Source organism: Pseudomonas sp. ICMP 561 (genome assembly GCF_002699985.1).
Lineage (GTDB): Bacteria > Pseudomonadota > Gammaproteobacteria > Pseudomonadales > Pseudomonadaceae > Aquipseudomonas > Aquipseudomonas quasicaspiana.
In genome coordinates this window covers 467,850-479,492 of record NZ_LKBT01000023.1, presented here as the reverse complement: position 1 = coordinate 479,492, position 11,643 = coordinate 467,850, and the positions used below count along the sequence as shown (strand labels likewise).

Annotated in this window: 10 protein-coding genes; 5 read left to right on the top strand and 5 right to left on the bottom strand. The window is 57.4% G+C overall.

The window, feature by feature from the left end; all coding sequences use genetic code 11:
- Positions 1-121: 121 nt before the first annotated feature.
- A complete protein-coding gene (locus tag AO242_RS18525; RefSeq protein WP_099269847.1) occupies positions 122-1,174 on the bottom strand; it encodes a 2,5-dihydroxypyridine 5,6-dioxygenase in 1,053 nt (350 codons plus the stop codon).
- Positions 1,175-1,531: 357 nt separating this feature from the next.
- Between AO242_RS18525 and AO242_RS18520 the strand changes: the two genes are divergently transcribed.
- The 4 genes from AO242_RS18520 (at position 1,532) to AO242_RS18505 (ending at position 5,733) form a co-directional block, all read left to right on the top strand.
- Positions 1,532-2,680, top strand: a complete 1,149-nt coding sequence (locus AO242_RS18520; protein ID WP_099269846.1) for an FAD-dependent monooxygenase — start codon at positions 1,532-1,534, stop codon at positions 2,678-2,680.
- Entirely contained in the window at positions 2,677-3,495 is an 819-nt protein-coding gene (locus AO242_RS18515; RefSeq protein WP_027900729.1) for an alpha/beta fold hydrolase, read from the top strand. The genes AO242_RS18520 and AO242_RS18515 overlap by 4 nt, the downstream gene beginning before the upstream one ends.
- A gap of 40 nt (positions 3,496-3,535) precedes the next feature.
- Positions 3,536-4,195, top strand: coding sequence for an N-carbamoylsarcosine amidohydrolase (locus AO242_RS18510; RefSeq protein WP_099269845.1), 660 nt, complete (start codon positions 3,536-3,538; stop codon positions 4,193-4,195).
- 224 nt (positions 4,196-4,419) lie between these two features.
- Complete coding sequence (locus AO242_RS18505; RefSeq protein WP_027900727.1) at positions 4,420-5,733, top strand: MFS transporter; 1,314 nt, start codon at positions 4,420-4,422, stop codon at positions 5,731-5,733.
- A 127-nt stretch (positions 5,734-5,860) separates the two neighbouring features.
- Here the strand turns inward: AO242_RS18505 and AO242_RS18500 are convergent, their stop codons facing one another.
- On the bottom strand, positions 5,861-6,844 hold the full coding sequence (locus AO242_RS18500) for an aldo/keto reductase (RefSeq protein ID WP_099269844.1): 984 nt from the start codon (positions 6,842-6,844) through the stop codon (positions 5,861-5,863).
- A gap of 154 nt (positions 6,845-6,998) precedes the next feature.
- On the opposite strand from AO242_RS18500, the gene AO242_RS18495 reads away from it, so the two are divergent.
- Positions 6,999-7,295, top strand: coding sequence for a hypothetical protein (locus tag AO242_RS18495; protein ID WP_099269843.1), 297 nt, complete (start codon positions 6,999-7,001; stop codon positions 7,293-7,295).
- Positions 7,296-7,520: 225 nt separating this feature from the next.
- On the opposite strand, the gene ligD is transcribed toward AO242_RS18495, so the two are convergent.
- The 3 genes from ligD to AO242_RS18480 form a co-directional block, all read right to left on the bottom strand.
- Entirely contained in the window at positions 7,521-10,124 is a 2,604-nt protein-coding gene (gene ligD, locus AO242_RS18490) for a DNA ligase D (protein WP_099269842.1), read from the bottom strand.
- A 32-nt stretch (positions 10,125-10,156) separates the two neighbouring features.
- Complete coding sequence (gene ku / locus AO242_RS18485) at positions 10,157-11,059, bottom strand: non-homologous end joining protein Ku (RefSeq protein WP_027899379.1); 903 nt, start codon at positions 11,057-11,059, stop codon at positions 10,157-10,159.
- A gap of 91 nt (positions 11,060-11,150) precedes the next feature.
- Positions 11,151-11,609, bottom strand: coding sequence for an REP-associated tyrosine transposase (locus AO242_RS18480; protein WP_099269841.1), 459 nt, complete (start codon positions 11,607-11,609; stop codon positions 11,151-11,153).
- Positions 11,610-11,643: the final 34 nt, after the last annotated feature.

Sequence of the window (11,643 nt, the reverse complement as noted above, 5' to 3'; positions counted from 1 at the left end):
TAGGTCTTTCGCTCTTGCATGGAACCTCCTGATTGGGCGAATCATATCGCCCTTAAGAGGTGTCCGGGATCATTAAGCCAGTTCAGCCCTGCTCCCACAGGAGGAACTGCTTCTCATGAACTTATTGCGCCAAAGAAGCGTCTGGCGCAACCACTTCCCCGCCCAGTACCACGGCCTTGTCATCCAGATAGATATCGCAACGGCGTAGAGGGATGTCCATGTGGCACGGCGTCTTGCGAGTGCCGCCGACTTCGGTATTGGGGCCGGTGGAGAACAGGAAGTTGCCGTAGAACGCCCGGGCATCCATGCACATGCCGTCGTTCTTGTCGTGCAGGCCCATGGCAGTCCACTGCGCACGGGGCTGCAGGCCCCAGCCAATGTGGGAGATGCCGTACACCTCGGGATCATTGAAATACTTCATGTAATCGCGCAAGTATTCGGCCTCGAAACCACCCTTGATCTCGGTAATAAACCCCTTGTCGATTTCCAGAATGATCTGTTCCCGGGAGTAATTCTTGAACGGCAGCAGAATGTCGCCGACGTCAATAACCAGTACGCCTTCGGCGGTTTCTTCATTCGGCCATGAGAACAGAAAGCCGCTGGGCCAGTGATCCCAGCGCCCCGGCTCATCGGCAAACCCATACTCGGTGACGGACGGATATTGCCCAAGCTGCGCCCGGAAGTCGCTGCCTGCCTTGGACTTAACATGAATGGAGCGGGCCTCCTTGAGCACCTGCTCAGCGGCCATGACCCGCTCCTTGTCGGCCAGGGTCGGCAGCATGCGCGCCAATACTTCCGGGGGTTCTACCGCGAGCAAAATCCGGGTGCCGGTCTTGAGGATCTGCTCCTGTTCCGGTGAGTGCAGCAACATCATGGTGTCGATCACCAGATCCGCCGCCTCAAGCGCCCGTTGCGCTGCGAGGTTGCCGGTCAGCGCGGTGTCTCCGCAGTAAGCGGTCATGTCGTTGCCCATGGCCTTGGGGTGGTTGAACGACGGCAGTTCAACGGCGTACACCTTCGCGCCCAGACGCTGAGCAGCCTCCATCGCAGCGCGCACGGTTCTGGGGTTTGAATAATGGCTCTTGAGCACCGCCACGCTCTGGGTCGCATCGACCTTCGACAAGGCCAGCACGTGCTCGAACATCTGGGTCAATTCGCAATCGCTTACCGCCATTTCATTTCTCCTTCGTCGTGCCTCGACGCTGTGATGTTTCGTATCTGCTTTCGCCGCCTTCACGCACCAAAGAAAGGCGCAGCGCTACAAGTCAGTGCGTTTTTATAGTGTGTACACCCTATATTTACGATAAGACATCAATCAGAAGCGGTCTGCAATAGCCACGCCATATTGTTACCCACTCACACAAACCAATAGAACAAGGGTTACATTGGGTGACATCGATAAATAACCCGCGAATTATTTTTTTCAACAAAGCTATTCCAATGAGAAAAAAAGAGCGTATACACTTTAAAAACACATCGGGACGAACAACACCCCCGACCGTCAAAGACTCTGCTACGAAGGAAACAGCCCATGCCAGATACGCAAAAGATAGCCATCGTCGGTGCAGGCCTGGGTGGGGCGGCAGCCGCCACGCTGTTGCAGCAAGCGGGCTTCAAAGTCGACATCTACGAGCAGGCGCCCGAGTTCTCGCGGATCGGTGCCGGGATCCATATGGGCCCGAACATCATGAAAATCTTTCGCCGCATGGGCATCGAACAACAGCTCAGCGACATGGGCTCGCACCCTGACTTCTGGTTCAGCCGTGACGGTGCCAGCGGCGATTACATGTCACGCATCCCGTTGGGTGAATTCGCGCGCAAGGAATACGGCGCGGCCTACATCACCGTGCATCGCGGCGACCTGCATGCCTTGCAGATGTCGAGCATTGCGCCCGGCAGCGTGCACTTCAGCAAATGCCTGAGCACCCTGGAGGAAACCGCCAGTGGCGTGCGCCTGAGCTTCACCGACGGCACCACCGCCGAGGCGGATATCGTGATCGGTGCCGACGGGATCAACTCGAAAATTCGCGAAGAGTTGCTCGGCCAGGAAGCACCGCTGTACAGCGGCTGGGTAGCACACCGGGCGCTGATTCCCAACCACGTGCTGAGCAAGTACAACCTGGAGTTCGAGAACTGCGTGAAATGGTGGAGTGCCGACCGGCACATGATGGTCTACCACACCACAGGCAAACGCGATGAGTACTACTACGTCACCGGCGTGCCGCATCCTGCCTGGGAGTTCGAGGGTAACTGGATCGACAGCAGCCGCGAGGAAATGTACGAAGCGTTTGCCGGTTACCACCCCACCGTGCAGGCGTTGATCGAGTCCAGCGAAACGGTGACCAAATGGCCGCTGCTCAATCGCAATCCGCTGCCGATCTGGAGTCGCGGGCGCATGGTGCTGCTGGGCGACGCCTGCCACCCAATGAAACCGCACATGGCCCAGGGCGCAGGCATGGCCATTGAAGACGCCGCGATGCTGACACGCTGCCTGCAAGCCACCGGCCTGAGCGATTACAGCACCGCGTTCGACCTCTACGAAACCGCCCGCAAGGACCGTGCTTCACGTGTTCAAGCCGTCTCCAACGCCAATACCTGGCTGCGCACTCAGGAAGATCCGGCCTGGGTGTTTGGTTACGACCTGTATGGCCACGAACTGAAATCGGCGGTGCCAGCGTGAGTACTTTTATCCACGGCGGCAACGTCCAGGCCAACGGTATCCGTCAACATTACTTGCGCTACGGCGGCCAGGCGCACAGCAACAAGCCCGCGCTGATTCTGATACCAGGCATCACCAGCCCGGCGATCACCTGGGGCTTCGTTGCTGAACGGCTGGGTCAGCATTTCGACACTTACGTGCTGGACGCCCGCGGGCGTGGACTCTCCTCCACGGGCCCGGAACTTGATTACAGCGTCGACACCTGCGCCGATGACATCTCGGCGTTTGCTGCTGCCATGAATCTTGATGCCTATCATTTGGTCGGTCATTCCATGGGCGCACGTTTTATCGCCCGCAGCGCAGTGCGCCAACCTAAAGGCCTGCAAAAGCTGGTGTTGATTGACCCACCCGTCTCAGGCCCGGGCCGTCGCGAATATCCGTCAAAACTGCCGTGGTACGTGGACTCGATTCGTCAGGCGCAACTGGGAATGGACGCAGAGGCCATGCGTGCGTTTTGCGCGACCTGGACCGATGAGCAACTGCAACTGCGCGCCGAATGGCTGCACACCTGTTACGAACCGGCGATCGTCCGCGCCTTCAATGACTTTCATGAGGTCGATTTTCATCAGGACCTGCCAAAGCTGCCGGTGCCTGCACTGCTGATCGTCGCAGGCCGTGGCGGTGTGATACTGGCCGAAGACGAAGCGGAAATCCTTGAACTGCAACCGGACATGCGCATCGCTCACGTGGCGAACGCCGGGCACATGATCCCCTGGGATGATCTGGAAGGGTTCTTTGCAGCCTTCGGTGACTTCCTCGGTGAAACCATCGCCTGAATCTGCAGCCTTGAGCGGAACCGAAAACGGAGTGCACGATATGAGCGAGCAACAATCTGCCGATGCCAACTATCAGGGCGTCTGGGGTCAGCGTATTGGCTTTGGCAACAAGCCAGCCTTGTTGATGATCGACTTCATGCAGGGCTACACCCAACCAGGCGCGCCGTTGTATGCACCGGGAGTGGTCAGTGCCGTGGCCGAGAGCGTCGAATTGCTGGCCTGTGCCAGACAGAACGGGATACCGGTGGTGCACACCAATATCCGCTACCATGCCGGGCATTTTGCTGACGGCGGCATCTGGGTCAAGAAGGCCCCGGTGATGAAAGACATGGTGGAAGGCAACCCGCTCGCAGCGTTCTGTGAAGAGGTTTTGCCCAACGCCGACGAGGTGGTGATCAGCAAGCAGTACGCCAGTTCGTTTTTCGGCACCAGTCTGGCATCGATGCTGCACGCACAAGGGATCGACACCGTGGTGCTGGCCGGTTGCTCGACCAGCGGCTGCATTCGGGCAACGGCAGTGGATGCGGTTCAACACGGCTTTCGAACCATCGTGGTCCGCGAATGTGTTGGCGACCGCCACCCCGCTCCCCACGAAGCGAACCTGTTCGATATCGACAGCAAGTATGGGGATGTGGTTAACAAGTTGGAGGCGATGAAGCAGCTGCAAGCTTCAAGCGCCAAGCTACAAGAAAAAAGCTGAACTCACCGCCTCTTGCAGCTTATAGCTTGAAGCTCGCAACTGCCGTTAAGAACCAGGCCATAGAGCGCTGGTCAGGCCGACACTGGCCAAACCCACTGGGCAGACGCTTCGCAAGAGCGCTTTCCAGTCTTCTGACACTGCCTTTGGAAGCCGCATGCCAGCGCTGCCGAAGTGCCTGATACATGCGGCTAAACAAAAACGATAGGTTCCGCCAGGAGACCACCATGCCCTCTGCGAATGTGAATACCACGGCGACTGACATCGCTGACCCCATCAAAGCGATGTACCGCAAGATCACCTGGAAGCTGATTCCGTTCCTGTGCTTCTGCTATCTGGCTGCCTATCTGGACCGGATCAACATTGGCTTTGCCAAGCTGCAGATGCTTGATCAACTGCACTTCAGCGAAACCGCGTTTGGCCTGGGTGCCGGGCTGTTCTTCGTCGGCTATATCCTCTTCGAAGTGCCCAGCAACCTGGTGCTGGAAAAGGTCGGGGCGAAGATCTGGATCGCCCGGATCATGATCACATGGGGTCTGCTCTCGGCCTGCACCATGCTGGTCACTACGCCCATGCAGTTCTACATTCTGCGTTTTCTGCTGGGTGCCGCTGAAGCCGGTTTTCTGCCTGGTGTGCTGTTTTACCTGACCACGTGGTTCCCCACGTATCGACGCGGACGCATCATTGCCCTGTTCATGATCGGCCTGCCCTTGTCGAGTGTGATCGGCGGTCCGCTGTCCGGCTGGATCATGGGTCACTTTGATCAGACGGCCGGATTGCGCGGCTGGCAGTGGCTGTTCATCCTTGAAGCAATCCCGAGTGTGGCGCTGGGCATCCTGACGTTCTGGGCATTGCCAAATAACCACAATGAAGCCAAGTGGATGAACGCCGAAGAAAAGACCTTGCTGGAAAGCGAGCTGCGTCTGGATGAGGCCGAAGCCAAAGACAGCAAGCACAGTTTCCGCGATGGCTTCTTCAATCTGAAAGTGTGGATGCTCGGTGGTATCGACTTCTCGATCCTGCTCAGCGCCTACGCTATGGGTTTCTGGATGCCGACGTTCATTCGCAACGCGGGCGTCGTCGATACTTTTCACATTGGCGTCCTGACCGCTTTGCCAAGTATCGCGGCATTGCTGGGCATGCTGCTGATCGGGGCCAGTTCGGACCGCCATCGCGAGCGTCGCTGGCACATCATCGTGCCGTTCCTGATCGGCTCGGTGGCCATGGCAAGCAGCACATTCTTCACTCACAACCTGGTGGCAACGGTGGCGCTGTTTGCTATCGCTTCGGCAGCGATTATCGGTGCGGTGCCAGTGTTCTTCAGCTTGCCTGCTACCTTCCTCAAAGGCCGCGCCGCCGCTACAGGCTTTGCGCTGGCGTGCTCACTGGCAAACATCGCCGGGCTGGTCAGCAACTCGCTGATGGGCATGGCCATCGACATCACCGGCAGCAGCGCTGGCGCCATGTGGTTCTTCGCCGGGTGCCTGATTTTGAGCAGCTTTCTGGTAATTGCGCTGCCAGCCAAGCTAGTGAATCGCTGAGGTCATGAGCCACACCAAATATCGGTAGGAGCGAACTTGTTCGCGAGACGCCAGACCTGCGAACACAGAGATAAAGCCTCGCCAACAAGTTGGCTCCTACCGGTCATTCGTTTGCTGAACGACTGCGCTACCCCACCAAATCAATCAATTGCTCACGCTGCGCGCCGGTCAGCATCGGGCCGAACCCGGCACCAGCGTTTTCCAGCATGTATTTCGGGTTACCGGTGCCGGGGATGACGCAGGTAACCGCCGGGTTTGCCAGCAGGAACTTCAGAGCCAGCTGCGCCCAACTGGTCACACCCACTTGCGCAGCCCAGCCGGGCAAAGGCTTGCCCTTTAACCGGCCTAGCAAGCCACCACCGCCAAACGGCCGGTTGCAGATCACCGCTACGCCCTTCTCCCTGCACAGCGGCAGGATTCGCTTCTCGACCGCACGATCATCCAGCGCGTAATTGATCTGCAGAAAATCCATCTGCTCAGCCTTGAGCACCGCTTCCACATCGTCATACGCCGACGACGTGTAATGGGTGATGCCGACATACCGGATGCGCCCTTCTTCCTTCCATTTACGCAACGTCGGCAAGTGGGTTTTCCAGTCCAGCAGGTTGTGAATCTGCATCAGGTCAATACGGTCGGTCTGCAGCAGTTTGAAAGACTCCTCCATCTGCTGAATCCCCTCCTGACGACCGCGGGTCCAGACCTTGGTGGCCAGAAATGCAGGAGAACGGGGTTTGTGTATCGACAGCAGTTCACCGGTGGTCTGCTCGGCACGACCATACATGGGTGAGCTGTCGATCAGCGTTCCGCCTTTTTCAAACAGCGCATCGAGCACAGCGGCCAAACTCTTGTAGGCCGGACTTGAAGTAGCGACATCAAAACCGCGGTAAGTACCCAGCCCGACCATGGGCAGCGGTTCGTTGCTCGACGGGATGGCTCGGGTCAGCATGGTGTTTGCTCCTGTATCCAGGGTCGAGGGCGAAGTTGGCGACGTTGGTGACGATAACGACGGTGGACTGGACTGCGCAGCAGCCGAATCGAAAGTGAACACCGCCGAAGCACCAGCGGCCAGAGTCAGTATTTTTCTTCGTGTAAAAACAACAGGGTGCGTCATGGAGTTCCCCTTTTTTGCTGATGCCTGTCCTGGCACCGTTGAGTGATCGACTCGAATGACGAGTACCGGTTCAGCGGTAACTGTTTCGAAAGGTTGAACGACGGGCGACAGCGGCACGTCAGATCTTTATCGACTCACTGACAGGTACAAGACCATGGACAAAATGATCACTGCGGATCAGCTGGCTACCACTGACCTTAGAACAATCAATGAAATCTGGCTGAGTGGATCCACCGAACTGTGTTTATGGCGCGCCGAACAGGTGTTCACCCACGATATGCTCAGCGAAGGCACTCACGACCAGAACAGCAGTCGCCTGGTGGTGAAAATGGGTGACACCGAGGATCAGCCAACCGTGTCCGGCATCGAAGCTACGGTCAGGGAATTGCTGAAAAACATGGGCATGGAGGGTCATTTTTTTCCGGCAGAGCAGGCGAATACGCGCGGGTAACAGAATCGCGTAGATCAAACGAGATGCGCGCCCTTCCCTGTGGGAGATTCTATGGTCGCCCACAATCCCGTAGGACCGGCTTTAGCCGGGAGAGTGGTGTTCTGCCGAGGAAATTTAGCGACTATCCGGACGTCCTCCCGGCTAAAGCCGGTCCTACAGAATTGCGGAAATCTGTGGGAGCCGGGCTTGGTCTGGGCCCGGCTCCCGCAGATCAAATAGAACTGCTCACCGCCCTTCAACCCCCAACTGCTTCCACATTTTTTTGGTAATCCGCTGACGATTGGCATAGCCCTTCCACGGATCGGCCTTGAGCTTGCGCAAGCGCTGTTGCAGATTGCCGATGTTCCATTGCTGCGCTGATTTGAGGCCTTCCAGCTCCTCGCGGGCCACGGGGACCGACACCGGCAATCCAGGTCTGGCGCGCGCCGAATAGGCGGTCACGGTGCTCGCGCCCCGGCTGTTACGCAGGTAATCGATGAAGATTTTGCCGACCCTGTTTTTCGGCCCCATGGTCGCGGTAAAGCGCTCCGGCAATTGCCTGGCAATGAATTCAGCGATGGCCTTGGCGAATGCTTTCACTGTTTCCCAGTCTGCCTGACGCTGTAATGGCACGATAATGTGCATGCCCTTGCCGCCACTGGTCTTGATAAACGCCTGCAGGCCTAACTCATCCAGAACTGCCAGGGTCATTTGCGTGGCTTCGATCATGCTACGCCACGGCAGCGCGTCGTCCGGGTCAAGGTCGAGCACGAAGTGGTCAGGTGTCTCGATGCGATCACTGGTCGCGCCCCAGGTGTGCAATTCGATAGTGCCCATTTGCGCAGCGCCCACCAGGGCTTGCACGGTGTCGATTTCCATCAGGCGTGCATGTCCCGGGTCCAGTTCGGGTTCAAGTTGCTTGATGTTGGGAATGGCGAGCTTTTCAGAATGCTTCTGGAAAAACTGCTCGCCCGCGACACCTTCCGGGCAGCGCAACAAGGATACCGGACGACTTTTCAGATACGGCAGGATCCAGTCGGCAATCTCTTCGTAGTAATGCGCGAGCTCGGCTTTCTGCGCGCCACTTTCTGTATCGATCACCCGCTCTGCGTGGCTGATATTCACATCGGCAATCACTACCCGGCCTTTGCTCACAACCGAGGGTTTGTCAGCCTCTGCGGGTTTGGATCGAGATGGCTTTTTGAGTTTTTTTGCCGCCTGCGGATACTCATGAAAGACCTCACTGGCAGGCTTGTCACTGCGCAGCGCGATGAACGCGGCCTGCCGGATAATCCCTTCCCGCGTCCATTCAGCAAACTCCGCCTCACAGACCAGGTCAGGCTCAATCCAGTGAACGCCACGCCCTTGAGCACTGGTGAGTTTTTTTGCCAGCGGGGAGGATTCGCGCTCCAGCTTTTTCAGGCGTTCGCTTATCTGTTTGAGTGTCCGCTCGGAAAAGCCCGTGCCGACTCGACCGGCATACACCAGCCCCGAGTCCTCATCGTCTCCGTTTACCGCCAGCAACAATGCACCAAAGCCGCTGCGGGAACCTTGTGGCTGGGTAAAGCCGACAATGACGAACTCCTGACGCAAGCGGCATTTGAGCTTGATCCAGTCCGGGTTGCGTTTGCTCAGATATAGACTGCCCGCCCGCTTGCCAATAACGCCCTCCAGCCCCATGGCGCTTGCGCTCTCGACAATGTCTTTAGGACGGGACATGAATGCATCCGAAAAGCGCAACAGCTTGCTACGGCTTTTGCCGAGCAGCTTTTTCAACGCAGCGCGGCGCTCCTCCACCGGGGTTTCCCGCAGATCCTGCCCTTCAATGAAGGGGGCATCGAAAAGGAAATACACCACGTCTTTACTGCGCCCGACCTCAAAAGCATTTTGCAGAGCCTGAAAATCCGGCAAGCCTTCGTCGTTGAGCATGACCATTTCGCCGTCGAGCCAACTGTCTTTGGGCCCCAACGACTGCAGCGCTTTGGCCTGCAACGGCAGACGGTCGGTCCAGTCATTGCCATTACGACTGAACAGCCGCACCTCCCCGTCAAGAATCCGGGTCATGATCCGGTAACCGTCGAACTTGATTTCGTAAAGCCAGTCGCCGGCGGGTGGCGCATCCACCAGCGTGGCGAGTTGCGGGGCGAGCGTTTCAGGCACGACGCTCGCGGCCTTGCTGGCCTTTGCAGGTTTAGTCTTTGCAGTTTTGGCATTGGCAGCTTTGGTTTTAGACGTCGTCGCTTCAGCCGGGGCCGCTTTTTTACTCGCCGCCGGTTTGCCCACCAGCTTGCCGCTGATCACGCTTTGCGGCTGATCGGCCACTATGTCGTATTCAGCGCCGGGTCTGGCAATCTCGTCTTTCTCTTTGATCAGCAACCACTGTTGCTTGTCGCTACTGCCTTTGAGGCGAGTGCGGACCAGCGCCCACTCACCGGTGAGTTTCTCCCCGACCAGGGTGAACTTGAGCTTGCCGTCTTTGTACGTTTGCTGCGGATCGCCGTGGGGCTGCCAGATTCCGCGATCCCAGACGATCACGTCACCGGCACCGTACTGACCTTCAGGAATACTGCCTTCGAAGCTGCCGTAACCCAGCGGGTGGTCCTCGACGTGGACCGCCAGACGTTTATGGGTCGGGTCAAGGCTCGGCCCTTTAGGCACCGCCCAGCTTTTCAGGGTGCCATCCAGCTCCAGTCGAAAATCGTAGTGCAGGTTGCGCGCATCGTGCTTGTGAATCACGAAACTCAGGGCGTGAGCCGATTTACCTTTTTTAGCATTGACCGTTGCCTCGGCAGGTTCACTGGTGATATCGAAGTTACGTTTGCGTGCGTATTCGCTGGGCTGCTTGGCCATTGATGATCCTCTGCGACGTCAGGCAATACTCCTCAAGATGCCTTGGTGGTTTTCTTGCGAGGTGGTGTACGACGTTTGGCCGGGGCTTTTTCTGCAGGCTCGGCTTTTTTGGCGGCAGGTTTTGCCGGTTTTTTGCTGACCGACCCTTTACCCGCAAGGCTGCGTTTAAGCAATTCGGTAAGGTCGATGACATCAGCGCTTTTGCGATCAGTGTCTTCAGGCTCGGTTTCGACACTTTCGAGCTTGCCTTCCCGGGCCTTGGTTTCCACCAGCCCCATGATTTGATCCTGGAACGTGTCGCGGTAGTCCTCCGGCGTCCAGTCGGCGCTCATGTCTTCCACCAGCCGCTTGGCCATGGCCAGCTCGCTTTTATTAAGCTTCACGTCGGTCACCGCATCGGTCAGTTCCAGCGTGTCCAGACCACGTACTTCCGACGGCCAGCGCAGTAAAACCAGTACCATGGCTGATTCCAGCGGCATCACTGCAGCCAGATGCTGGCGGGTATGCAGGACCACATTGGCGAGCGCGACTTTTTTGGTTTGCACGAGGGTTTCGCGCAGCAATGCATAAACCTTTTCACCCCGTTTGTCGGGGGCAAGGTAGTAAGGTGTCTCGATGTTTTGCAGCGGAATCTGATCACCCGCGACGAAACCGAAAATTTCAATGGTCTGGGTCGACTTGGGGTGGGCGGCGCGAATCTCTTCTTCGCTGAGGACCACGTAGCGGCCCTTCTCGTATTGCACGCCCTTGACGATGTTTTCCTTGGTCATCTCTTTGCCTGTGACCTTGTTGATGCGCTTGTAGCCCACAGGATCCATGCTGCGTTTGTCCAGCCAGTCAAAATCCACCCCCTGTGAAGAGGTCGCCGAAACCAGCGCGACGGGGATATGCACCAGCCCGAAACTGATCGCGCCCTTCCAGATTGCCCTTGCCATCGCCTGATTCCCTTTATGAGGTGTTTAGAGTGACCGGGGCGATGGGACAAAAGTTTCGAGGGGAGTGACGGGGTGTTGTGGAGTATGGGCTTCAAATCCAGACTGCATCCCAAAGAGGGTAATCACCCACTCGCTGAACCAGTCCCGCTCGCAGTGGATTAGTGACAATATAGCGGGCGGCTTTTTGCAGGTCGTTGTCATGGCGCAGAGTACGGTCGTAATAGCCACGCTGCCACAACGGACCGTGCCAGTCCCCGGAACGCTTAATTGATTTGCTGCTTCGGGATTTGACCCGGCACATCAATCCCGGCAAGGTTTTATGACGCAGCTCTACGAGCCAATGAAAATGGTCAGGCATAACAACCCAAGCCATGGAGCGAACCAACCCGTCCTCTTCGGCTGAACGGAACTGCTCCACCACCAGGCGCCCCGCACGCCAATCCTTGAAAGCAGGCCGACGGTTCTCTACTACCGCAGTCAAAATATAAAAATAACCAACTTGCGAGAAGCGGCCCTTTCGTAAGTAGTGGCCACGAAATCCTGTCGTCATCTAAAACATCCTTTTTTTGAGCAACGTCCAAAGG

Bases quoted from the DNA above. Each gene is read 5' to 3' on its own strand.
- ligD (WP_099269842.1), bottom strand. From the start codon at position 10,124: ATGGCCAAGCAGCCCAGCGAATACGCACGCAAACGTAACTTCGATATC.
- AO242_RS18480 (WP_099269841.1), bottom strand. From the start codon at position 11,609: ATGACGACAGGATTTCGTGGCCACTACTTACGAAAGGGCCGCTTCTCG.
- AO242_RS18510 (WP_099269845.1), top strand. From the start codon at position 3,536: ATGAGCGAGCAACAATCTGCCGATGCCAACTATCAGGGCGTCTGGGGT.
- AO242_RS18495 (WP_099269843.1), top strand. From the start codon at position 6,999: ATGGACAAAATGATCACTGCGGATCAGCTGGCTACCACTGACCTTAGA.
- AO242_RS18520 (WP_099269846.1), top strand. From the start codon at position 1,532: ATGCCAGATACGCAAAAGATAGCCATCGTCGGTGCAGGCCTGGGTGGG.
- AO242_RS18500 (WP_099269844.1), bottom strand. From the start codon at position 6,844: ATGACGCACCCTGTTGTTTTTACACGAAGAAAAATACTGACTCTGGCC.
- AO242_RS18505 (WP_027900727.1), top strand. From the start codon at position 4,420: ATGCCCTCTGCGAATGTGAATACCACGGCGACTGACATCGCTGACCCC.
- ku (WP_027899379.1), bottom strand. From the start codon at position 11,059: ATGGCAAGGGCAATCTGGAAGGGCGCGATCAGTTTCGGGCTGGTGCAT.
- AO242_RS18525 (WP_099269847.1), bottom strand. From the start codon at position 1,174: ATGGCGGTAAGCGATTGCGAATTGACCCAGATGTTCGAGCACGTGCTG.